The following is a 22,763-nucleotide window of genomic DNA, read 5'->3' as shown; positions in this document are numbered from 1 at the left end:
AAAGTTGCGTTAATCATCGTCGGAGTATGGATTAATATGGACAAACACATTTTGTACTTGCGCATATTCCATTAGCTTTGCTTTTACTTTTTTACCGACTTTATGACCTTCTTCCACCGTCATATACGGGTCAACAGAAATTTTCAAATCAACAATTACATAATGCCCATGTTCACGCGCATGAAGTTCTGTAATTTTTTTCACTTCTGGAACAGACATGACAAGCTTTCTAAATTCTTTCGTATCTTCATCATTTAGTACATGGTCCAATGTATTATGTATGGCTTCCGTTCCGAATTCCCATGCCATTTTCACGATAAGAACCGCCACAACCAGGCCCGCAACAGGATCAGCATACACAAGCCAATCCAGCCCTAGATATCCACCTAGGATAGCTCCTACGATTCCCACAAGGGTTGCAATCGATGCAAATACATCGGAACGATCATCATAGGCATTAATAATAAGTGCATCACTCTTAATCTTTTTTCCAAGATTGTATTTATACCGAAACATGATTTCTTTAATAATGATTGAAAATAGGACCGCGTAAATAGCCATCGTTTTAGGTACCTCAATCGGCTTAAAAAATGCCTCGATAGAAGCTTTCCCGATTTCAAAACCAACGAGTGCGAGCAGTACCGCCACAATGATAGCGGAAACTGATTCAGCTTTCCCATGCCCATACGGATGATCTTCATCTGGTGGTCTTTTAGCAGCTCTCACTCCGATGTATACTGCCACTGAACCTGCTACATCGGATGCTGAGTGAACAGCGTCAGCAATAAGCGCCCGGCTATTGGATTGAACCCCAATGACCCATTTAATAATAGCTAGTATAATATTCCCCACTACACCGATGATAATGGCTTTTTCTGCTTGTTTAAAGCGATCTTTCTCCTTCAATAAACCCTCAGCCTCCCCACATCATTTACCCATTTAGAAATTCTACACATGTTTTTTAGTCTAACCAAAACTAAAATAACTCATCATGTATAAAAAAATTAAAAAGCCGTGAATATTCACGGCTTTACTCAATTACACCTGTGGTTCTGTCTCGGTTTTCACAGGACGTTTTTTTGTGATTTGCTTTGTTTTCCAAACTAACCAAAGCTGTGCTGCAATAAAAATAGATGAATACATACCAGCCACTAAACCAACTGTTAACGCAAACGAGAAGTTTGTGATTGCTTGTCCACCTAAAAGTAATAACGCAACACTTGTAAAGATGACCGTAATTGCGGTATTAACCGAGCGTCCTAATGTTTGTCTTAATCCACTATTCACAACACTTGCTAAATCTTCATAGGTTTTAACACGTTTTTTCTTCTTCAATAGTTCACGAATTCTATCAAAGGTTACAATGGTATCGTTAATTGAGTAACCAATAATCGTTAAGATTGCTGCGATAAAGGTAACGTCTACCTCAAGTCTTGTGACACTAAAGATGACAATCATAAATAATGCATCATGGAATAATGCCACAATCGCAGCAAGCCCCATTAGCCATTCGAAGCGGAATGCCACATAGATGATAATACCAGCCATCGCGATTAAGCTTGCTAAAAAGGCGTTACGTGCCAATTCTTTTCCAACTGTAGGAGAGACTGTACTTACATTAGGGTCTGCTCCATAGAGGTCATGGAAATGCGCTTTAACTTTGTTGACTTCATCTTTTGAAAGTTCGTCTGCAAATCGAGCAACCCCAATGTCTTTATTATCCCCAGAAATAACGATTTCTTTAGCTTCTAGATTTAGCTTACTTAGCTCATCTTTAAATTCCTCTTGGGAGATCGGATGGTCACTAAGTACCTCCATACGAGTACCAGCAACAAAATCAATTCCAAGGTTTAGCCTAAAGATTGCTAATACTGCTATTCCCGCAATGACCATAATGCCGGATGCAATAAAAAATTTATTCTTATGCTTTGCAAAATCAAAGCGATCAAATTTAGTTGGGTAATTTCCTTCTTCATCGGCATCTGCAAGATTTCGAATCTGACTTTGCTTAACACCAAACCAACTTGGTTTTTTATTTAAAAATTTACTATTAACCCAAAGACCTAACAAAAGTCTACTACCATATACCGCTGTTAAGAAGCTTAATAAAATACTCACGATTAACATTGTAGCAAAGCCTTTTACGGCACTGTTACCAAAAACAAATAAAACCACGCCAGCTAATATAGTTGTAATGTTTGCATCAAAGATAGTTAAAAATGAGTTTTTATTACCAGTACGATATGCCGACAAGATGGACTTCCCGGACCTTATCTCTTCCTTGATTCTTTCATAGGTAATAATGTTGGCATCGACTGCCATACCTACCCCTAGGATTAGGGCTGCTATACCTGGTAATGTAAGAACTGCATTCATCCAGTCAAACACCAATAAGTTTAAATAAACAAAAATACTTAAAGTAATGGCAGCAATTAAACCAGGGAAGCGGTAAAATACAAGCATGAATAATAGCACTAAGAAAATACCAATTGCTCCTGCGAAAACGGTTTTATCTAACGCCTGCTCACCAAATTTTGCTCCTACTGAAGTTGAATAAATTTCTTCCAAATCAACAGGAAGTGCTCCTGCGTTTAACAAGGAAGCGAGTTCTTTTGCAGATTCAACTGTAAAGTTACCACCTTCGATTGATACCGTTTTCGTGTTGAATACTTGGTCAACGCCGGCAGCTGAAAGATACTTTGGATTTGTTTTTTTACTCTCAGCTTCAAAGGAATCTACACCTTCTTCAAAGTCTAACCAAATGACCATTAAATTGTTCGGAGCCAAGTCCAGAACTTTTTGTGTAGCGTTTTTTAGATCATCTGAGTTTTTAACTGTTAAAGAAACAGCTGGACTACCCATTTCATCAAATGATTGTTTAGCACCATTTTGGGCTAGTTGAGAACCGTCCAATAAGACGTTATCGTTCACATCTCGAAATGTAAGTTTAGCTTGGGTTGATAGAATTTCACGAACCTTTTCCTGGTCTTCTACACCCGCTAATTGCACACGAACGCGATCTTTACCTTCAATTTGAATATTAGGCTCATTTACCCCTAGCACGTTAACACGGTTATTTAATGCATTTACCGTACTTACTAGGGCTTCTCTGTCAATGACATCGCCTTCCTTCGCTGGCTTTACCTCATAAAGAATTTCAAAACCACCTTGAAGATCGAGTCCCAATTTGATGTTTTTTGCGGTATCTGTACCAGTAACTCCGATTAAGGCACCAAAGAGAAGTACCAATACAAAGAACACCACGATGCGGCCTTTTTTAACCATAAGTATGTAGATCCTCCTTTATAACAGCTTAAAAAACATAACTTGTCCTTTAAGCCCTCCATCACAATTATGAAACAATGCGATTTTCATGTCAATTGCAGCTTTTCTTATTTGATGAGCCACATCAATAATATTTTATATTTACTAAAATTAGAGTAATTTTTCTAGTACGTCTTTTCCTTCACCTTCAAACCAATTTGGCCCTTTAAAAGCTTCTACAGTTGCATAATTCATATATTCTCCAACTTTAACAGATAAAATATCACTCGCAATTTGATATAAAAGCTTCTCTTCTTTTTCTTTTCTCCATTTTTTGTTTTTTAAGAACTCCCAAAGTTCTTCCTCTTTCACACTGTCATATCCGTACAGTTCGAATTCCTCTAACTTACTTTTTAAAAATGGACGAACTGTTTCACGAAACCTGTCATACATGTGAGTCTCTGCTTGGTTCACTCGTCATCTCTCCCAATTTACGAATACTTGTCATGCTTGGCCACATACCTTGCATATAGTTAATTGTAAATGATATCACCTTTTTTGAGAAGGTAGGGAAAATGAATTGTCAAAGCAAACATTCCTTAAAGGAACATTAATTTTAATTATCGCAGGACTCATCACAAGAATATTAGGATTTATAAATAGAATTGTTGTTGCCAGGCTCATTGGCGAAGAAGGTGTGGGGCTTTATATGATGGCAATCCCCACGTTTGTCCTTACCATTACCTTAACCCAGATGGGACTGCCAGTAGCCATTTCAAAGTTGGTAGCTGAAGCCGAGGCACAGGGTGATAAAAGAAGAATCAAAAAAATTCTAGTGGTCTCTCTTTCAATAACAGGTACATTAAGTATTATTTTTACACCATTGATGATTTTTCTTGCACCGCTTTTATCAGAGACTTTACTTACTGATCAAAGGACCTACTATCCATTATTAGCCATTTCACCAATTGTTCCAATTGTGGCCATTTCGTCTGTTCTTCGTGGCTATTTCCAGGGGCGTCAAAATATGAAGCCGCCTGCCTATTCACAAGTCATTGAACAAGTTGTCAGAATTACACTAGTGTATGTATTCACGAAAGCATTTCTTCCAATGGGAATTGAATATGCCGCAGCAGGTGCAATGCTTTCAGCTGTTATTGGAGAATTAATGTCATTAATCTATTTATTTTTTATGTTTAAAATAAAAAAACGGATTCGAATTCGAAAAAACTTTTTCAAATCGGCTAAACACGGGAAAGAAACCTTTCATGACTTAACACGGATCGCAGTACCGACATTGGGAAGCAGATTAATTGGATCCATCTCGTGGTTTTTTGAACCGATTGTTGTGGCACAAAGTTTAGCAATAGCTGGTGTGGTCACTCATCTAGCAACAAGGCAATATGGAGAGTTAACGGGTTTTGCTTTACCATTGCTCATGCTTCCATCTTTTATCACAACTTCCTTGTCAACAGCTCTTGTTCCTTCAATTAGTGAAGCCGCAGCTAAAAAACAAACATTATTAATAGAATACCGTCTTAAACAGGCGTTACGTTTATCACTAGTGTCAGGTGGGTTAGCCATCGTCGTTTTATATGTGTTCGCTTCACCTGTTATGGAACTAATGTATGGAAATAGCAATTCAGCTATCTATATTCAGGTAATGGCACCGTTTTTTATCTTTTATTATTTTCAAGGTCCTCTTCAAGCAACACTGCAGGCACTTGATTTAGCAAAGGCTGCGATGATTAACAGTTTTATTGGTAATATCATTAAAACTGCTGCTATCTTTGTTCTTGCTACAAGACCTTCTCTTGGGATCATGGGGGCTGCGCTTGCCATTGTCATCGGGATGATGCTCGTTACCTTGCTTCATTTTTCCACGATCGTGAAAGTGATTTCCTATAGCTTCTATATTCGAGATTATCTTAAAAGTGGTATTACAATGGTCTTGGCTGGGGTTGGTGGTCACTATTTTTATCAACTATTTCTTACAGATAGCTCCATTGCTACCCGAACACTCGTAGCAATCACCGTAACATCATTCATTTATATCGTATTCCTGTTTGTATTTAAGCTGTTAACAAAGGAGGAAGTGAAGAGAATACCATTCATTGGTCCAAAACTTGCATTGCTGTTATAAGAGACGAAAAGGTAGCCGATTTGGTTACCTTTTTTCGTCCTTGATATCTACATGTAGTTTCCCATGATGATAGCTACAATAGGAGATTTTCTTAATATCGGCATGCCCAAGCTTCTTCATTTCAGAGCGCAGCCAACGTTCCGATTTATTGATTTGATTTAAATGTCCATTCTGAATTTGGCCATCAAGGATGAGGGGTAAATCAATTGAATAATCAGTTGTTCGGGATCGGTTTTGACTTTTAGTTAAAACAGACAAATCACCTGAAGATTCTAATATGGCAAACTCCACATCTGCTAAGTTTTTTACATCTTTTTCTCGTAGCTGCATCAATAAGTCATCTAGATTATATCGTTGCTTTCTCATGGCATATTCATCGATTTTTCCCTTATTAATAATCACAGTAGGTTTACCATCAATGATTTCTCTTATTTTTTTACTTTTTAATGAAAGGAGCGCGAGTGTGTATTGGACCACCATTAATAATGCCATCGGTATCACGGAATGCAGTATTGGATCTTTTGGGGATTCAATGGCAATAACAGCCATTTCCGCAATCATCATCGATACAATTAAATCCAATAGACTAAGTTCACCTATTTCACGCTTACCCATCAATCGAAAAATCAAAAGAATAATCACATAAAGTATGACAGTCCTCCCCATAATGACGAGGTATTCCTCCAAGTGAAACCCTCCTCTCCTATGAGAAATGATTAAAAAGCATGGTATATTTTAGTTTGCACAACTTGAAGAAAAAGTTTTTTCATAAGTTTTTCCATTGCTGCATTGGTGGACAAGAAAAGTTTGTACTTTTTATTCTAATTTATTATGGACACGAATATGCTCGTACTAAGGGAATCCTGTAGGAAAAAGAGGGGGAGAGAAACGGAATGAGAAAAATGAGTGTTGCAATGGTTTATGGAGTAGTGGCAATTTTTGTAATTGTTATTGTATCTAGTTTACTTATTTCACTATTACTGCGATTTACTTCACTTCAAGAATCATCCATGTCTTGGGTGATTTTAGGTGCTTCCTTCCTTGCGCTTTTTATTGGAGGTTTTGTATCAGGGGGAAAAGGAAAGGAAAAAGGTTGGCTAATTGGTGGAGGAACAGGGGTTTTATATTCCATTATTGTGTTTATCGTACAATTCTTAGGCTATGATACTACTTTCACAGTAGAGCAAACGATGTACCATGCTGGCTTTTTAGCGGCAGCTGCCATCGGTGGTATTTTTGGGGTAAATATGACCTCCCCATCGAGAAGAGATGCTTAATAGGTGAAACTAAAAAAAGAGCGCCATTGACGCTCTTTTTTCATTTCAATTAGTCCCTAATGACATCACGAACTGCTTGCTTATCGTATGTAAGATTCGCATTACCTGATTTAATGACTACCTTATTTTCATCGATTGAATCAATAATTCCATGTAAACCACCAACGGTAACTACTTTATCACCTTTTGCAAGGTTAGACTGCATTTGGACAGTAGCTTTTTGACGTTTTTGCTGTGGACGAATTAACAAGAAATAGAAAATCGCAAACATTAGAATTAAAGGACCAACTGTTCCTAAAATACCTTCCATTCTTTTCACCTCCCATGTATTTCTTTATTATTGTATTTTTTTAGAAGTTTTTCGCGTTCGGTTTATTGAAACCATATCGCTCAAAAAATTCTTCACGGAAGTCACCAAGACGATCTTCACGAATCGCTTGTCTGACTTGCTCCATTAATTTTAACAGAAAATGAAGATTATGATAAGTAGTAAGTCGAATTCCAAATGTTTCACTTGTCTTAATTAAATGACGAATATAAGCACGACTATAATTTTTACATGTATAGCAATCGCAATTTTCATCTAATGGCCTAAAATCACGCGCATATTCTGCATTTTTCACAACTAATCGACCTTCACTCGTCATAAGTGTTCCATTACGTGCGATTCTAGTTGGCAGAACACAGTCAAACATATCAATGCCACGGATTGCTCCATCAATTAGGGAATCTGGTGAACCAACCCCCATTAAATATCTTGGTTTATTAGTTGGTAAAAGTGGTGTTGTAAATTCAAGAACTCTGTTCATTACATCTTTAGGTTCACCAACTGATAATCCACCGACTGCATAACCAGGAAAATCTAAGGAAACCAAATCCCTTGCACTTTGCTTACGAAGTTCTTCATATTCACCACCCTGGACAATCCCAAAAAGTCCTTGGTCTTGTGGGCGATTATGAGCTTTTAAACATCTTTCTGCCCAACGACTCGTACGTTCAACAGATTTTTGCATGTATTCAAAGCTAGCAGGATATGGTGGGCATTCGTCAAATGCCATCATAATATCTGAGCCGAGTGCATTTTGAATTTCCATCGATTTTTCAGGAGATAAAAATAATTTATCACCATTTAAGTGATTTCGGAAATGGACACCTTCTTCCTTAATTTCACGAAATTGACTCAAACTAAATACTTGGAAGCCTCCGGAATCGGTTAGGATCGCTCTATCCCAATTCATGAATTTATGCAAGCCACCCGCTTCCTTAATGATGTCATGGCCTGGTCTTAACCATAAATGATAGGTATTACTTAAAATAATGCCAGAGCCCATCTCTTTTAGGTCTTCAGGTGACATTGTTTTTACCGTTGCAAGAGTTCCCACTGGCATGAAGGCAGGTGTTTCAAAAGAACCATGTGGTGTATGCACAATTCCAAGCCTTGCACCGGTTTGCTTACAGGTCTTAATATGTTCATATCTTATTGCTGTCACTGATAACTGTCTCCTTTATCAAAGGTAGTGGTAAGACACCACCCGATATTACAATTTATTTTATAAGCATTGCGTCACCGAAACTAAAGAATCGGTAGCGTTCTTTTACTGCTTCGTTATAGGCATGAAGGATATTCTCGCGCCCTGCTAACGCGCTAACGAGCATGATAAGTGTAGACTTTGGAAGATGGAAGTTTGTGATAAGTCCATTAATCGCCTCATATTGATATCCAGGATAAATGAATATACTTGTCCAACCACTTGATTCTACAAATTTCCCATGTTTTTTCACAATGGTTTCAAGTGTTCTTGTAGAGGTAGTTCCGACAGAAATAATTTTTCCTCCACTTTTCTTCACATCATTTAATAATTTAGCGGTTTCGTCTGTCATCTGGTAAAATTCCGAATGCATGTCATGATCTTCAATCGTATCCGAGCTTACCGGACGAAAGGTTCCTAAACCAACATGCAAGGTTATAAATGCCGTATGTACGCCCTTGTCACGAATTTCTTGGAGAAGTTCTTCTGTAAAATGAAGTCCAGCTGTTGGTGCAGCAGCAGAGCCCCGATGCTTTGCATATACGGTTTGATATCTTTCTTTATCATCTAATTGTTCATGAATATAGGGTGGCAAAGGCATTTCTCCTAATGCATCCAAAACTTCATAAAAAATTCCCTCATAGTGGAATTCCAACATCCTACCACCATGATCCCCGATGTCTGTGCAAGTTGCTTTTAATCGACCATCACCAAAAGTTAACACCGTTCCTTCCTTCACCCGTTTTGCAGGCTTCACAAGTGTCTCCCATGTATCTCCATCTTTTTGTTTTAATAATAGGACCTCAACTTTTGCGCCTGTATCCTCTTTCACGCCATAAAGTCTTGCTGGTAATACACGTGTATCGTTTAAGACCAAGCAATCCCCTTTATTGAGGTATGAAAGGATGGAACGAAAATGAGTATGAGTAATTTCACCTGTTTCCTTATCAACTACCATTAGGCGCGAAGCCTCTCGGTTTTCTAATGGTGTTTGGGCAATTAATTCCTCTGGTAAATCAAAGTCAAATAAATCTACTTTCATGTTTTCACCTTATTTCTAATAGCTTTTAACGAAATCGACTAAATACGTAAAAAATTAATGATAATATGATGCTAATTACAATCGATGTAACAATGGGAAAGTAAAAAGTTGTGTTCCCTTTTTTTACGACAATATCGCCTGGCAACTTTCCAATAAAGTGCATGACAAACCCAACCACTAAAAGTAAAATCCCCATTATCATAAGCATTTTGCCCATTTTAACTTTATTCACTCCTTATGTAGTAGTGATGGTACAAAGATATCCATAGCACCCATTTTTAATTGATGAAACTTAACTGAATAAAGTTAAAAAGCCTCCGGCGGATGCCACGATTTTTCAAAGGAAATTTTCCAGCATTAACTGGCACTAAACCCTCGCTGAGGGTAATTGCCAGTAAAAGCCTGATTGGTTCAACTAACAATCTGCGGAAAAATACATCCACAGATTGAAGTTTCACTGTATCTCGCGTAGGATCAAAGACTAAGAACGCCACTTCCTGTGGCAACGTCTTTGTGACCCACCTCGTGTGGGCCTAAAAAATCGGGCACAAATACGCCAAGGCGCATTTGATTAAAGTTTACTCCTTTGGAACCTCAATTTGAAAATGTCGATAAACAAGCTCTGTTACGGCTCGACCACGTGGTGTTCGTTGCAAGAAGCCAATTTGAAGAAGGTAAGGCTCGTAAACATCTTCTATAGTATGAGCCTCTTCTCCAATTGTAGCTGAAATAGTCTCCAACCCAACCGGACCACCACGAAACTTTTCAATGATTCCTTTAAGTAATTTATGGTCAATATGGTCAAGTCCTAAACGGTCAACCTGAAGTAATTCTAAAGCTGTATCCGCCATTTTTGTCGTGATTGTACCGTCACCACGTACCTGTGCAAAATCTCTGACCCGCCTTAGCAAGCGGTTGGCAATCCTTGGTGTTCCTCTTGACCTTCTGGCAATTTCATGTGAGGCCTGTGCTTCGATTTCCACCTCTAATAATTCTGCTGTCCTAGTGACGATATTAGCAAGCTGATTTTCATTGTAATATTCGAGCCGACTGAGCACACCGAATCGATCCCGGAGTGGTGCGGATAAAGAACCAGCTCTTGTGGTTGCTCCTACTAGCGTAAAGGGTGGCAAATCAAGCCGAACAGAACGTGCCCCCGCTCCCTTTCCAATCACAATATCTAAACAAAAATCCTCCATTGCTGGATATAAAACTTCCTCGATTGAGCGCTGTAAGCGATGAATCTCATCAATAAAAAGAACATCACCTGGTTCAAGTGCTGTTAATATGGCTGCTAAATCACCCGGTCTTTCAATCGCTGGACCTGAGGTTGTACGAATATTCACGCCCATTTCGTTTGCAATAATGGTAGCGAGGGTTGTTTTCCCCAGTCCTGGAGGTCCATATAATAATACATGGTCCAAGGTTTCTTGCCTCATTTTTGCTGCTTCAATAAAAATCGATAAATTTGATTTTACCTTTTCTTGTCCAATGTATTGGGATAATGTTTGGGGTCTAAGGCTTTGCTCGATTGCTGACTCTTCGTAATTCGTACTACCTGAAACGATTCGGTCCTCCATTCAAGCAACCTCCTTATTTTAATAGCTTTTGTAAAGCCTTTTTAATGTATAGATCTGTTGTTAGTTTTTCTTTTCTTAATTCTGGCAAGACTTTATTGATTTCTCTCTCTGCATAGCCTAATACTTTTAAAGCCTCTACAGCTTCATCAAGTTCTGTATGACTCATATCTGCCACAAGTTCATGCTCATCAGAAAATAAATCAGGATGTAAGGAAGGCATCAGGTCATGAAGTTTTCCTTTTAAATCTAAAATGATTTGGCGAGCTGTCTTTTTCCCGACACCTGGGAACTTTACTAGGTATTTTTCATCTTCATTTTCAATCGCTCGAATGACCTGTTCCGGTTCACCAGATGCAAGAATTGCTAGCCCACCTTTTGGACCTATCCCTGTCACATTTAATAACTTCAAAAATAAAGCACGTTCCTCACGTGTCTTAAAGCCATAGAGAGCTAATATATCCTCTCTAACATGCTGATATGTATAAACGGTTTCCTGACTTTCCCTTTTAAAAACAAATGGATTGGGTGTATAAATGAGATATCCAACTCCGTTGTTTTCAATTACGATATATTCAGGATTGATAGAATCAACCGTCCCTTTAATAAATTCAATCAAACGTCTTCTCTCCCCTACTTTGCTGTACATCATTTTATCATATTCATCAAAAAAAGACTAAAATAAAAGAGAGACTAGAAGCTTTCCTAGTCTCTCAAGTGTCTTTTTATTAAGGGGAAGATGTATATGTTTTATACGTTTCAATTACGTTTATATATTCATCCTTAGAACCAATCTTGATGCCTTTTTTTAATAAATCATGTTGGTAACTTTCAAGCTTTTCTACATCAATTTGAAAGAATGATTGTATGACCTTATCCGATTCAGCGGGTTTCCCATTAAAAATAGATAAAATCCCATCTTCAGTTAAACCAAAATAGCCATTTGTTTTAAGTAATGGCGAAATATCATCTATACGCTGTTGGAAGACAACCTGTTCTTCATCTTGGTGAACTAAGTTCCAATCCTCGTATTGAGCCCAAAAATCTTCCATCGATAGGATTGTTTCTTTCAAAATTTCTTCGCTTACCTCACCGTCCACATAAACGCGTTCAAGAATGACCGTGACTTCTAATGGGCCATTCACCTCTTGAACTGTATCTTTATTTTTCTCGTTTAATTCTGCACCATTCCCTGAAAAGCTTGGCAATATGAATACAACTGCTAGACAAACGATCACTTTTGCTATCGTTCTCATTTTGGCATCACCTCATACAATTAGTTGCCAACAACTTTACTATTTTGAATACAATGACCGCCCTACACTCATTAGTGTGACCAAAATTAACAGGTTTATCCAATATTTTCACCAATTTCTTTTTCATTAAAAAAGGAATGCCCCAAAGGACATCCCAGATACTGCTTATGATTAACCTCTATTATCATTTGTAAATGGTGCTTTAATCGTATTGCCAATGTTGTTAAAAAGGTCTTTTATATCTGCATCGATGGTTTCGCGTCTGTTTCCATTGCGAATGTCATTATCGATGTCACGAACTCGGGTAAAAGTACCTTCATCTGTCACAACATTGATATTTCGATTACCTGCTAATGGTGCAACAGCTTTTTCCACCGCATTTTGGACATTATTGCGGTTGTTATTATCATTTGTATCCACTGCAACTAATACATTATCGTCTGTTACGATTACACGAGCATCTTTGACATTTTTAACCTTGGCAGCACGGTCGGAAATTTTACGAACTAAATTTCCTTTGTCGCTGTAATATCCATAGGTTTGTACCTTATGGTTAGTGTCATTGAGATGGCTGTGGTAATTGCGGTCAGCATATCCATGTTTATTATAACCTATTGTATTTGGGTTACCGTCATTAAAAGGGTTTATTGTACGTCCGTCACGATGATTCATAATGCCGTTTCGGCGCTGTTCATCGCGATAGTTCATAATTCCAGGACGGTTTTTCATTGTTTTATCGTTGTTGTAAACACCCATTCCGTTATTTCCGTCTGTTCGGTTGTTCATGATACCGGTTCTCTTATTTCTATCGTTTCTGTTGTTCATTACACCGGTTCTCTTATTTCTGTCGTTTCTGTTGTTCATTACACCGGTGCGATCGTTCCTGTTGAAATTGTTGCCATTACGGTCCATTATCTCTGTTAATGGACCATCGTTGTCGCGAAGACGATATCCATTTCCGTTGCGGTCATTTCGGTCACGATCATTTTCGTTTGAGTAATACCCAATTGGTCTTGCGTTATCATTATAATCCTTATTCGGCGCTGCCCCTTGATCAGTATTACAAGCCGTCAGACCCCCAAGCAATAATGCTGCAGTTGAAACTGAATAGAGTATTTTCCTCAATACAATAACCCCCTTTGACCTTTTGAACATTTTTTTATGTTCATCTTTTAGCTTGGCTAATTAGAGGGGGATTATTTCTGTTACTTATTTGCAGGGTATAAAGATTCTGGGCACTTATTTTTGATGTTTTTCTATTTTTTCTCAAACATTTTTTGATATCCACAACAAAAAATAAAAGGACGAATTTTTTATTCGCCCTTACAAATTATTTAATTGATTAATCTTCTAAGTCATCATCGACATCAGGCATGTTAAACATTGGGTTGAATGCCGATTGTTGGTTTGGATTCATGCCATAAGGCGCGCCTTGATATCCAGGGAATCCACCTTGCAACGGTGGTTGGAACGGTCCTTGAAATCCTGGTTGCCCCATTGGGAAGCCTTGTTGTGGAAATTGCCCTTGAAAACCAGGTTGCCCCATTGGGAAGCCTTGTTGTGGAAACGGTCCTACGAACGGCTGCTTCGGTCCACCACAACCACAATCTCTTTGATTATATTGTGATGGCATCATTTGTGGATTCATTGGACCAGCAAAACCGGGTGCTGGGTATGGATAATTACTCATTGCTGGACTTACTGCTTGAGGTGCAGCTTGCATTGGCATTCCAGGTCCGTACGGCATTGCTCCCACGCCTGGGAATCCTCCATTAAAACCAGAACCTGGCATTACAGGTGTAACTGGTACGCAAGGACCCATTGGGAACGGCGGTGCTTGCATTGGTGCCATTTGTGGCATCATCTGCGGCATTTCAGGTAATTCTTCCATTTCCTCTTCTACCCCTCCAATCATTTGGGGCATTTGCGCTTGCATGATATTAAAGTTATTAATATCAATTTCGAATGGATGTTGTACTGGCATTTGAACAGGTGGCATTGGTACAGGTGCCATTTCTTCTTTTACTTCCTCTTTTACACCCTCTGTTCGCGGGAATCCACCCATTGGGTTAAATGGTCCCTGTGGCGGCGGAAAGCCTCCCTGAAACCCGGGATAATAGTTAAAACCAGAACCTGGCATTACCGGTGTCATGGGCACACAATTATTGAACATTGCAGGCTGTTGTACCGGCATTTGTTGCATTTGTGGCATTACTGGCATCTGTGGCATTTGAGCTTCGAAATCCTCCTCTAATTCTTCTTCAGGTGCAAACATCCCTGGTAAAACATTCTGTGGTGCCGTTGTCATTTGTTGCATCAAATTATAATTATTGATATCAATTTCTAGTGGCTGATATTGCGGCATCTGTGGCATAACAGGTTGTGGTGGCGGTGCTACTGGCATCTGTGGCATTACGGGCATCTGTGGCATTTGAGGAATATACGGTCCAGTTTCCACTCCTTTTACCTCCTCTTCTTCTTCCTCTATTTCCATCACTGGAAATGGTTGGGGAGTAATATTAGCAAATGGGTGCTGAATTTGGGCTTCTTTTTTAGGTGCTACATGAATTTGAGCTTCCTTTTCTTTAACTCCACCAATTTGTGCTTCTTTTTTTACATGTACAGTTCCTGTAGGTACTTTAATTTTCATGCCTGGCATAATCATATCCGGATTGCTTAACTGGGTATTAACAGCTTTTAGTTCATTAAAGTCGACTCCATATTTTTTTGCAATTTCCCATAAAGTGTCGCCTTTTTGAACGATATGGATCTTCACGCGATTTTCCCCTCCTATACATAAGTCAATACATACTATGACAAAATAGGCAAATTGCCACTATTTCTCATCACAACTTATGCGTAGGCTTCAAAAATTATGTGCAGCAATGATACTTCCCTTGCTGTAAAAAAATTAAGACTCAACCAATGGTCAAGTCTTAAATTCGATAATATGGGTAGCTTCCTAACACGGTGACACCACTTCCCAGAGCCTCTAATTCAGCAATGGCACTTGGGATTAAAATATCATCCATTTTTTGTTCAATGTCGATTAAAAAGAAGTAATTACCAAGTCCTGTTTTCATAGGTCTTGATTCAATTTTTGATAAATTTAATTTTCTCCATGCAAATACGGATAATACTTGATGCAAGGCTCCAGCCTGGTCTGATGGTAATGTAACCATTAAGGTGGTTTTATTTCCTGTATTGTCTCTTTTAATATCTAGGTCTAGCATCTCTTTATGAAGGACAACAAATCGAGTATGGTTGTTGTTAAAATCATGGATATCATGTCTAACAATCGTTAACCCATATTCCTCGGCTGCAAATGAGTTAGCGATCGCTGCTAATTTTTGATTTGGATGTTCTCCAACAAATTTTGCTGCTGCACCTGTCGAACTAGCTTCAATAGGCTGTATATTCGGAAAGCTATTATATAAAAATTTATGGCATTGTGCGATCGCATGTGGATGTGAATATATCCCATCGATTCTTTCCCAATCGTTTGAATTCTCAGGGTGGACCATTAAATGTTGCTTGATCGGGATGATCACTTCACCCACAATTTTCAATTGTTTTTCATGAATTAAATAGTCTATTGTTAAATTTACAGTTCCTTCAATTGTATTTTCAATTGGAACAACGGCTACATCGACTTCTCCATTTTCCACTGCATCAATACATGCAGGAATTGTACGGTACGGTTTGTTATCTCGACTTGGAAATAGTGCCGAAACCGCTTGTGCTGTGAATGTTGCATTTGGACCTAAAAATCCCACATTCGTAATTGTCATCTTGAGTCTCCCCCTATGCTCCCGTTCCAAGAATTTCAACTTTATCAACGAATTCGAGTTTTCGAAGTTTAGCAAGGAGGTCAGTTACTTCACCATGCATGCCTGATGTATTTAACGAGAGTGTTACATTCGCCTTTCCTCTTAGCGGAATTGTTTGGTGGATTGTTAATACATTACACCCGGTGTCTGCTACCGTTCTTAGCAGTTGTGAAAGTGTACCAGATCGGTCTTCAAGATGAAAAAACAATGAAATAATTTTTTCTTTAACCGTTGTGTGAAAAGGAAAGACAGTGTCTTTATATTTATAATAAGCACTTCTGCTCAAGTCTACTTTTTGTGTAGCTTCTGCAATTGACTGTGCTTGCCCACTGTCTAATAGCTCCTTCGCGTCTAAGGTTTTTCGAACCGCTTCTGGAAGAACATCCTCACGAACAAGATAGAATTTGCCATCCATGTAAGCTTCTCCCCCTACTACCTTCTATTTATTCTATAAATTCAAATTCATATTCGAGTAATTTTACGATATCCCCGTGTTTTGCACCTTTTTCACGTAGTGCATCGTCGATTCCCATTCCCCTTAATTGGCGGGCAAATCGTTTTACTGACTCATCCCTTGTAAAATCTGTCATTTTAAAGAGTTTTTCAATTCGTTCCCCAGTAATGACAAATGAGCCATCACTTTCACGTGAAATGACAAAATCCACTTCTTCTTTCTCATGACGATACATTACACGATGCGTACCTGTATCTTCCTCCACCTCAAGCGGAAATTCTGGAGTATTTTCAAGTAAGTCAGCAATGGTAAATAGAAGATCACGAAGACCTTGTCTCGTAACCGCAGAAATCGGAAAAATTTTCACATCTTCCTGAAGTTTCTCTTTAAATACTTTTAAATTCTCTTCCGCCTCAGGGATATCCATTTTATTCGCAACAATAATTTGCGGACGTTCAGTTAAACGAAGATTGTATTCCTTTAATTCCTGATTGATTGTGCAATAGTCATCGTAGGGATCTCGACCTTTCATTGCAGACATATCAATGACATGAACGATGACTCTTGTTCGTTCAATATGCCGTAAGAACTGATGCCCAAGGCCAACACCTTGGTGTGCACCTTCAATTAGACCTGGAAGATCAGCCATCACAAAGCTACGACCATCTTCTGTTTCTACCACTCCAAGATTTGGCACAATCGTAGTAAAATGGTATTCAGCAATTTTTGGTTTAGCTGCTGACACAACAGATAACAGGGTTGACTTCCCAACACTTGGAAATCCAACTAGACCAACATCGGCCAACACTTTTAGTTCAAGTCTTACATATCGCTCCTGTCCAGGCTCACCATTCTCAGCTATTTCTGGCGCTGGGTTGGCAGGCGTCGCAAATCGAGAGTTCCCTCTTCCGCCGCGACCACCTTTCGCAATGACTGCTCTTTGACCATGTTGAGTTAAATCCGCAATGACCACACCTGTATCATCATCTGTTACGACGGTTCCAGGTGGAACCTTTACAATCATCGGATCTGCATTTTTTCCGTGCTGGTTTTTAGACATTCCGTGTTCGCCACGTTTTGCCTTAAAATGCCGTTGATAACGGAAATCCATCAAGGTTCTAAGTCCTTCTTCTACCTCGAAAATGACGTCAGCACCTTTTCCGCCGTCTCCACCTGCTGGTCCTCCCATTGGAACATACTTTTCACGACGGTATGCAACCATTCCATTGCCACCGTCACCACCTTTTACATACACTTTGACTTGATCAACAAACATGTCTTACCTCCGGTTATTATGCACTTTAAATTTTATGCAATATGTATTGTTAGACTTACTTCGTTATTATGTACTTTGTATTCCATTAGTTTCGGGAATTGTTCAGATTGGCTCACTGTTGTTAGCCAATTTGTTAGATTATCCTTGTTTTTTAGTATTCCACTAAAATCGAAAAAGAATCGAGTTTCCTCTGTTGAACAGTCTATTGTGAGCGATAAATGATTTTCTCCTCGCTCGTCTACTGCTTCTTCAAGCATGGTAAAAAATTGTGTGGTCCATTCAGCTAAATTTTTATCGTGGTTCGATAGGTTTCGAATATCACCGATCAGATCATAGTCTAATTGATATTTATGAGGTTCCCAATTAAAAGTCATGATAAGTGCAGCAAAGGTTGGAATTTGTAAATTTGTAAGATGCGTTTCATTTTGAGCATCTATTACAATCTCTTCGATAATGGTCTTAACCCGTTCAAGTTTGTTAAGTGAGATATTCCCTTTAATCAATTGAATTTTATTTAACCAATCGTGACGTGTATGTTTTAAAACATCAATTGTATTCCAATTTTTATTCATGTCATTTCCCCTAAAATTCAAATGTCATTCAAACAACATTTGTGATTTCGAATCTTGTCTAAAAATTATACCAAACCTTGAAAAATAACACTACATTCTAAACGTACGATTGTTCATAAAAATAAAAACTCTAACCATGTGGTTAGAGTTTTATGTGCAACGATTACGCTTCTTGCGCATCTGGGTATACACTTACTTGTTTGCGGTCACGGCCTAAACGCTCAAATTTAACAACTCCGTCAACTTTTGCGAATAGAGTGTCGTCACCACCACGGCCAACGTTTACTCCTGGGTAAATTTTAGTACCGCGTTGACGGTATAAAATAGATCCACCAGTAACGAATTGACCATCAGCACGTTTTGCACCAAGACGTTTCGCGATTGAATCACGACCGTTCTTTGTACTACCTACCCCTTTTTTAGAAGCGAAGAATTGAAGGTCTAATCTTACGAACATTTGTTCCACCTCCTATAGATGAAGTTTTTATGATTGAATTTTCATATATTGTCCATAATCAAGTTCAATCGTTTGTAAGGATACAAGCATTCCTTCTAGAAGAAGCTGTACTTTTTCCTCAATTGTCTCATCCTTAAGTGGAGGAATCTGACAGCGGAGGAAACCATTTTTTTCTTGCTCCAATACAGGCTCTACTTTACATAGAGCATATATGGAATTAATGGTACCGAAAGCAACCGCTGAGGCACCTGCACAAACGATATCCTTACCAGGAACATCATATTCGGCATGTCCACTCATTGTGAATGAGTCTATTCTACCAGTACTATTACGATTAATAGTTACCTTTATCATGATAGAAAGCCTTATGCGTTGATTTTTTCGATTACAACTTTAGTGTAAGGTTGACGATGACCTTGTTTTTTACGGTAGTTCTTTTTAGCCTTATATTTGAAAACAATGATCTTCTTAGCGCGACCTTGCTTTTCAACTTTAGCTGTAACAGTTGCACCTTCAACAGTTGGGCTACCAACTTTCACGTTTTCGCCACCTACGAATAATACCTTGTCAAATGTTACTGTTCCACCTTGTTCTATGTCAAGCTTTTCAACATAGATTTCTTGGCCTTCTTGAACTTTGATTTGCTTACCGCCAGTTTCAATAATTGCGTACATACTTGCACCTCCTAATAGTTTGGACTAAGACTCGCCACTACACAGGCGCTCCATCTAAGGAAACTTAAATACCTGGAATGTGCGGTTGTAGCAATGGGTGCTACAAACAATAACATGAAAATATTATCACAAAGCCAAAGTAGAGTCAATATTAAATATCAATATCGAATCAGGTTAACTGATTTATCCTTGCCTTTATTTCGTCATTGCTACCTATTTGTCTAATCTTGTAATCATGTCGTGATGAAACAAGTTCGGTTATGTACATCTTAATAGACAATGCTTCTTCTAATCGTTTCTTATGTTCATGATGTTCTCCAAGAAACACATGTTTCACTTCTTCCGTCGCTTCAATCCAGACAGCATCATGGTCCATTCCTTGATGTTCCCATAGTTCTCTCTCAAGCTTAAAGACAACCGTTTCAGGAGAATCAATCCGACCGGTACCAGTACAAGTTGGACAATTCGTCTGTAAAATAGCAGAAAGATCATTTCTTGTTTTCTTTCGAGTGATTTCTAAAATACCAAGTGATGTAAAGCCATGAACTGTCACTCGATTTCGGTCTTTCTTTGATACAGAGCGTAAAGCTTGGATTACTTTTTGACGGTCATCATTTATCTTCATATCAATAAAGTCAATTAAGATAATCCCGCTAATATCACGTAGCATTAATTGATAGGCAATTTCTTTTGCTGCAGCAAAATTTGCTTTTAGCACGGTATCTCGCAAATTTTCTTTTCCTTGAAATTTACCGGTGTTTACGTCAATAATTGTTAAAGCTTCAGTTTGCTCAATTAACAAATAAGCTCCATTGTCAAGCCACACAATAGATTTTAGACCTCGTTCAATTTCTTTCTCGATCCCATAGTAAGAAAAAATATTTTCTTTCCCACGATAATAAGAGACTTTTTCTTCACCTAGCTGTTCCTTTAACTGTCGAAACGTTTGTGTATCATCAATCACTATTTCTTTAATCGTTTCAAGCCGATACTCCAGTATAATTTTATCAACAAGATTATTCGCATCAAATAATAGGCCTGGCGCTTTCAATTGTTTTTGTTGTTTTTGCAATGATTGATAACGACTTCGCCCAAATTCGAGCTCTTTCAAAATTTTTACTTCATCTTGATTTTCACATGCTGTTCGAACAATGAGCCCCTCTTCGTTCTGAAGATTTGCTTGTCCAAATCTCCGCCATCTATCCCTTTCTTCCTCCTCTTTCATTTTCCTAGAGACAGCCACATAATTTCCAAACGGTAAATAGACAAGGGAAGCTCCAGGAAATTCAATTAGACTAGTTAATTTAGGTCCTTTCCTGTCTCCCCCTTCTTTCGTTACCTGGACAATGATTTCCTCACCTTGTCTAACAAAATGGGATATGTTCTTTTCCTTTTGACTCGGTGGTGATCGATGGTAGGATACAAGCTGATCTCTCCCAATATAACCGTTTCGACCTATACCAATATCAACAAAAGCAGCCTGCATTCCTGGAAGAACATCAATCACTCGCCCCTTATAAATATTCCCGACAATTTCTTTATGTTTCGGTTGCTGGATATTTAGTTCTAAAACTTTATTTTCCTCAAGCACTGCGACACGCTTTTCACTTGTTTTTGCATTTATAATAATTGTTTTCAAACCTTTATTCCTCGCTTTAACGTTACACTTTCTTTTTTAATGTAACCTAACTAGTAACGTCAATACAAGTAGAGAAGCTCACCAACCGGTTGAGTAATCTTTTTATCATTAAAATAAGCATGTAAAAGCTCATTTTCATCAAGGGGGCTTTGGTTTTCTCCATCCTTTTGGATCACAATCGGATGCTTGCATCCCCGTTGAAACATGGATAGAACTGTATAAACCATCTCTGATTCATCTACTACCAATGGCTTTAATTTTGTAAAAGTATCCTGCTTTCCATAATAACGCTCCAGCAAGAATCTCATAAACACGTAGTGCCGCTTCCTCCACTCCATTACTATCGAAAAGAAAAGAAAGGAAAGGATGACCCAGAAATTAAGATTGGTAGGACTATAGACGACCATCCCCATTAAAATGATCAACGCAACTATGCTTGATACAAAAAGCATTCGTTTATGGGCTTCAAAAAAGGAATGTCTATATGAGAAAAACAAATATAAAAGTTTCCCTCCATCTAGTGGCCATATTGGAAGGAGGTTAAAGAAAAAGAGGACCACATTATGATATAAAAAGAGGTCAAAGGTTTTTTCAGAAATAACAGAACCAAGTGTTAAAAAATAGGCAAGTGCCACCATCCAAATATTCTGAATAGGTCCTGCTACTATAACAAGGAGTTCCTCCCTCAAGGGACGATTTCCGTGCTCATCCATCTCCGCCACACCCCCAAATGGGAGGAGCTGTATCTTTTTAATTCTCCATGAAAAAAAATGGGCACAAGCAGCATGTCCCATTTCATGGACCAATATGATAAAAAATAACATCAATAACTCTCTGAAATGTGCGGTAATGACTGCCACTCCAACGATGAGCCAAAGCAATGGATGTATTTCAATTTTTCTAAGGAGTTTTACATATTTATTCAAATTTTATCACCTGTATCGGATCAATAAATGTTTCACCTTGCTTTATTGCAAAATAATAGGATCCTTTTTTGTCACCCTCTGGTTCTTCAACCTTTCCAACTTCCTGCCCTTTTTCCACATAATCATAAAGTTTGACATCAACTGAACCTAAATTTCCATACCAGGTTTCGGACCCATCACTATGCTTGATGACTACTGTTTTTCCGAGTTCTCCCTTAACAGAAACCTCTTTTACATAACCTGAATTCATAGATTCTACAACCTTGCTATCTGTTTCAACAATAACTCCTTGACCGTTCGCTTCAAAGGTTTCGGTCACTTTTCCGGCCGCGGGAATAGCATATTTACCTTTAGTTGCAGTGTTACTTTCCTCTTTATTTTGATTGACTGGGATCAATGCAAGCGGACTACCAAAAGTATCTTTATACCATTCAGTGACAGCAGCAAATTGAAATTCTGTCTCCATCGTACTTGATACAAAATGCCTCACATTCTCGAATTTCGGGGACTGGTTTTTAAATATAATGCCGATTGATAATACAAGTATTGCAGAAAGCAATATTTTAAAAAGGAAAACTTCCTTACGAAACAGTGGATGCCCTCCTTCTCCTGGTCCACCATCATAAGATGAGTATGTACTTCCTCCATATCGTTCCTCATCACTTGCTAAAAAGGGAGGTGTAGCTTTTCGGGGAGTAACAGAGGTGGAGTATCTCGCACGCTTTCTTTTTTCAATCCGCCTTCTAATTTCGTTTGCTCGATTACTCATATTTTCACATCATTCCTTGTCCATATTATTTGTACAAGTTTATGACTGAAGGACTTTAGATATGACAGCATGAAGCTT

General features: G+C 38.4%; 25 protein-coding genes and 1 other annotated feature. Of the genes, 2 read left to right on the top strand and 23 right to left on the bottom strand.

Features of this window, described 5'->3' with window-relative positions:
• Positions 1 to 9: 9 nt before the first annotated feature.
• From E1I69_RS00360 to E1I69_RS00350, 3 genes are all read right to left on the bottom strand, one after another.
• Entirely contained in the window at positions 10 to 906 is an 897-nt protein-coding gene (locus E1I69_RS00360; protein WP_136377660.1) for a cation diffusion facilitator family transporter, read from the bottom strand.
• Positions 907 to 1,038: 132 nt separating this feature from the next.
• Positions 1,039 to 3,285, bottom strand: coding sequence for a protein translocase subunit SecDF (gene secDF, locus E1I69_RS00355; RefSeq protein ID WP_136377659.1), 2,247 nt, complete (start codon positions 3,283 to 3,285; stop codon positions 1,039 to 1,041).
• 150 nt (positions 3,286 to 3,435) lie between these two features.
• Positions 3,436 to 3,717, bottom strand: coding sequence for a post-transcriptional regulator (locus E1I69_RS00350; protein WP_165439134.1), 282 nt, complete (start codon positions 3,715 to 3,717; stop codon positions 3,436 to 3,438).
• A gap of 127 nt (positions 3,718 to 3,844) precedes the next feature.
• Between E1I69_RS00350 and spoVB the strand changes: the two genes are divergently transcribed.
• Complete coding sequence (gene spoVB / locus E1I69_RS00345) at positions 3,845 to 5,407, top strand: stage V sporulation protein B (protein WP_136377657.1); 1,563 nt, start codon at positions 3,845 to 3,847, stop codon at positions 5,405 to 5,407.
• 24 nt (positions 5,408 to 5,431) lie between these two features.
• Here the strand turns inward: spoVB and E1I69_RS00340 are convergent, their stop codons facing one another.
• The gene (locus tag E1I69_RS00340; protein ID WP_136377656.1) at positions 5,432 to 6,094 is read right to left on the bottom strand and encodes a DUF421 domain-containing protein; all 663 of its coding nucleotides are present in this window, start codon (positions 6,092 to 6,094) and stop codon (positions 5,432 to 5,434) included.
• A gap of 206 nt (positions 6,095 to 6,300) precedes the next feature.
• Here E1I69_RS00340 and E1I69_RS00335 point away from each other — a divergent pair, with 206 nt between their 5' ends.
• Positions 6,301 to 6,684 carry a TIGR04086 family membrane protein gene (locus E1I69_RS00335; protein WP_136377655.1) on the top strand — a complete coding sequence of 128 codons (384 nt, stop codon included), beginning with the start codon at positions 6,301 to 6,303 and terminating at the stop codon, positions 6,682 to 6,684.
• 49 nt (positions 6,685 to 6,733) lie between these two features.
• On the opposite strand, the gene yajC is transcribed toward E1I69_RS00335, so the two are convergent.
• The 19 genes from yajC to E1I69_RS00235 form a co-directional block, all read right to left on the bottom strand.
• A complete protein-coding gene (gene yajC, locus E1I69_RS00330) occupies positions 6,734 to 6,994 on the bottom strand; it encodes a preprotein translocase subunit YajC (RefSeq protein WP_136377654.1) in 261 nt (86 codons plus the stop codon).
• A 40-nt stretch (positions 6,995 to 7,034) separates the two neighbouring features.
• Complete coding sequence (tgt, locus tag E1I69_RS00325) at positions 7,035 to 8,174, bottom strand: tRNA guanosine(34) transglycosylase Tgt (RefSeq protein ID WP_136377653.1); 1,140 nt, start codon at positions 8,172 to 8,174, stop codon at positions 7,035 to 7,037.
• 55 nt (positions 8,175 to 8,229) lie between these two features.
• Positions 8,230 to 9,255, bottom strand: a complete 1,026-nt coding sequence (queA, locus tag E1I69_RS00320) for a tRNA preQ1(34) S-adenosylmethionine ribosyltransferase-isomerase QueA (protein ID WP_136377652.1) — start codon at positions 9,253 to 9,255, stop codon at positions 8,230 to 8,232.
• Positions 9,256 to 9,280: 25 nt separating this feature from the next.
• A complete protein-coding gene (locus tag E1I69_RS00315) occupies positions 9,281 to 9,472 on the bottom strand; it encodes a DUF2905 domain-containing protein (RefSeq protein WP_136377651.1) in 192 nt (63 codons plus the stop codon).
• Between the two features lie 361 nt (positions 9,473 to 9,833).
• The gene (gene ruvB, locus E1I69_RS00305) at positions 9,834 to 10,835 is read right to left on the bottom strand and encodes a Holliday junction branch migration DNA helicase RuvB (protein WP_136377649.1); all 1,002 of its coding nucleotides are present in this window, start codon (positions 10,833 to 10,835) and stop codon (positions 9,834 to 9,836) included.
• A gap of 13 nt (positions 10,836 to 10,848) precedes the next feature.
• Positions 10,849 to 11,451, bottom strand: coding sequence for a Holliday junction branch migration protein RuvA (gene ruvA, locus E1I69_RS00300; protein WP_136377648.1), 603 nt, complete (start codon positions 11,449 to 11,451; stop codon positions 10,849 to 10,851).
• A gap of 109 nt (positions 11,452 to 11,560) precedes the next feature.
• Entirely contained in the window at positions 11,561 to 12,088 is a 528-nt protein-coding gene (locus E1I69_RS00295) for an intercompartmental signaling factor BofC (RefSeq protein WP_136377647.1), read from the bottom strand.
• Between the two features lie 171 nt (positions 12,089 to 12,259).
• Complete coding sequence (locus tag E1I69_RS00290) at positions 12,260 to 13,213, bottom strand: YhcN/YlaJ family sporulation lipoprotein (RefSeq protein ID WP_136377646.1); 954 nt, start codon at positions 13,211 to 13,213, stop codon at positions 12,260 to 12,262.
• A 217-nt stretch (positions 13,214 to 13,430) separates the two neighbouring features.
• Positions 13,431 to 14,864, bottom strand: coding sequence for a SafA/ExsA family spore coat assembly protein (gene safA, locus E1I69_RS25170; protein ID WP_136377645.1), 1,434 nt, complete (start codon positions 14,862 to 14,864; stop codon positions 13,431 to 13,433).
• 160 nt (positions 14,865 to 15,024) lie between these two features.
• A complete protein-coding gene (gene pheA, locus E1I69_RS00280) occupies positions 15,025 to 15,879 on the bottom strand; it encodes a prephenate dehydratase (RefSeq protein WP_136377644.1) in 855 nt (284 codons plus the stop codon).
• A gap of 13 nt (positions 15,880 to 15,892) precedes the next feature.
• Positions 15,893 to 16,333 (bottom strand): ACT domain-containing protein, encoded by a 441-nt coding sequence (locus tag E1I69_RS00275; protein ID WP_116351623.1) that lies wholly within the window; start codon positions 16,331 to 16,333, stop codon positions 15,893 to 15,895.
• A 28-nt stretch (positions 16,334 to 16,361) separates the two neighbouring features.
• Positions 16,362 to 17,648 (bottom strand): GTPase ObgE, encoded by a 1,287-nt coding sequence (gene obgE, locus E1I69_RS00270; RefSeq protein ID WP_136377643.1) that lies wholly within the window; start codon positions 17,646 to 17,648, stop codon positions 16,362 to 16,364.
• Positions 17,649 to 17,680: 32 nt separating this feature from the next.
• A complete protein-coding gene (locus E1I69_RS00265) occupies positions 17,681 to 18,220 on the bottom strand; it encodes a sporulation initiation phosphotransferase B (protein ID WP_136377642.1) in 540 nt (179 codons plus the stop codon).
• Positions 18,221 to 18,383: 163 nt separating this feature from the next.
• A complete protein-coding gene (gene rpmA, locus E1I69_RS00260) occupies positions 18,384 to 18,677 on the bottom strand; it encodes a 50S ribosomal protein L27 (protein ID WP_136377641.1) in 294 nt (97 codons plus the stop codon).
• Between the two features lie 27 nt (positions 18,678 to 18,704).
• A complete protein-coding gene (locus E1I69_RS00255; protein WP_136377640.1) occupies positions 18,705 to 19,031 on the bottom strand; it encodes a ribosomal-processing cysteine protease Prp in 327 nt (108 codons plus the stop codon).
• 11 nt (positions 19,032 to 19,042) lie between these two features.
• Positions 19,043 to 19,351, bottom strand: a complete 309-nt coding sequence (gene rplU, locus E1I69_RS00250; protein ID WP_136377639.1) for a 50S ribosomal protein L21 — start codon at positions 19,349 to 19,351, stop codon at positions 19,043 to 19,045.
• 17 nt (positions 19,352 to 19,368) lie between these two features.
• Positions 19,369 to 19,448: a sequence feature (ribosomal protein L21 leader region), on the bottom strand.
• 72 nt (positions 19,449 to 19,520) lie between these two features.
• Complete coding sequence (locus E1I69_RS00245; RefSeq protein ID WP_136377638.1) at positions 19,521 to 20,990, bottom strand: Rne/Rng family ribonuclease; 1,470 nt, start codon at positions 20,988 to 20,990, stop codon at positions 19,521 to 19,523.
• 59 nt (positions 20,991 to 21,049) lie between these two features.
• Entirely contained in the window at positions 21,050 to 21,916 is an 867-nt protein-coding gene (locus E1I69_RS00240; protein WP_136377637.1) for a M50 family metallopeptidase, read from the bottom strand.
• Positions 21,909 to 22,685, bottom strand: coding sequence for a M23 family metallopeptidase (locus E1I69_RS00235; protein ID WP_136377636.1), 777 nt, complete (start codon positions 22,683 to 22,685; stop codon positions 21,909 to 21,911). The genes E1I69_RS00240 and E1I69_RS00235 overlap by 8 nt, the downstream gene beginning before the upstream one ends.
• Positions 22,686 to 22,763: the final 78 nt, after the last annotated feature.

This window comes from Bacillus timonensis (assembly GCF_004799755.1).
Taxonomy (GTDB): domain Bacteria; phylum Bacillota; class Bacilli; order Bacillales; family Bacillaceae_L; genus Ferdinandcohnia; species Ferdinandcohnia timonensis_A.
The sequence above is the reverse complement of the archived record's forward strand: the minus strand, read 5'-3'. Positions and strand labels throughout refer to the sequence as shown.

Coding starts and splice junctions, on each gene's coding strand:
- yajC (WP_136377654.1), bottom strand. CDS start 6,994: ATGGAAGGTATTTTAGGAACAGTTGGTCCTTTAATTCTAATGTTTGCG.
- obgE (WP_136377643.1), bottom strand. CDS start 17,648: ATGTTTGTTGATCAAGTCAAAGTGTATGTAAAAGGTGGTGACGGTGGC.
- rplU (WP_136377639.1), bottom strand. CDS start 19,351: ATGTACGCAATTATTGAAACTGGCGGTAAGCAAATCAAAGTTCAAGAA.
- E1I69_RS00265 (WP_136377642.1), bottom strand. CDS start 18,220: ATGAATAAAAATTGGAATACAATTGATGTTTTAAAACATACACGTCAC.
- E1I69_RS00275 (WP_116351623.1), bottom strand. CDS start 16,333: ATGGATGGCAAATTCTATCTTGTTCGTGAGGATGTTCTTCCAGAAGCG.
- E1I69_RS00335 (WP_136377655.1), top strand. CDS start 6,301: ATGAGAAAAATGAGTGTTGCAATGGTTTATGGAGTAGTGGCAATTTTT.
- queA (WP_136377652.1), bottom strand. CDS start 9,255: ATGAAAGTAGATTTATTTGACTTTGATTTACCAGAGGAATTAATTGCC.
- pheA (WP_136377644.1), bottom strand. CDS start 15,879: ATGACAATTACGAATGTGGGATTTTTAGGTCCAAATGCAACATTCACA.
- ruvB (WP_136377649.1), bottom strand. CDS start 10,835: ATGGAGGACCGAATCGTTTCAGGTAGTACGAATTACGAAGAGTCAGCA.
- E1I69_RS00315 (WP_136377651.1), bottom strand. CDS start 9,472: ATGGGCAAAATGCTTATGATAATGGGGATTTTACTTTTAGTGGTTGGG.
- secDF (WP_136377659.1), bottom strand. CDS start 3,285: ATGGTTAAAAAAGGCCGCATCGTGGTGTTCTTTGTATTGGTACTTCTC.
- E1I69_RS00295 (WP_136377647.1), bottom strand. CDS start 12,088: ATGAGAACGATAGCAAAAGTGATCGTTTGTCTAGCAGTTGTATTCATA.
- rpmA (WP_136377641.1), bottom strand. CDS start 18,677: ATGTTCGTAAGATTAGACCTTCAATTCTTCGCTTCTAAAAAAGGGGTA.
- E1I69_RS00255 (WP_136377640.1), bottom strand. CDS start 19,031: ATGATAAAGGTAACTATTAATCGTAATAGTACTGGTAGAATAGACTCA.
- E1I69_RS00350 (WP_165439134.1), bottom strand. CDS start 3,717: ATGTATGACAGGTTTCGTGAAACAGTTCGTCCATTTTTAAAAAGTAAG.
- E1I69_RS00235 (WP_136377636.1), bottom strand. CDS start 22,685: ATGAGTAATCGAGCAAACGAAATTAGAAGGCGGATTGAAAAAAGAAAG.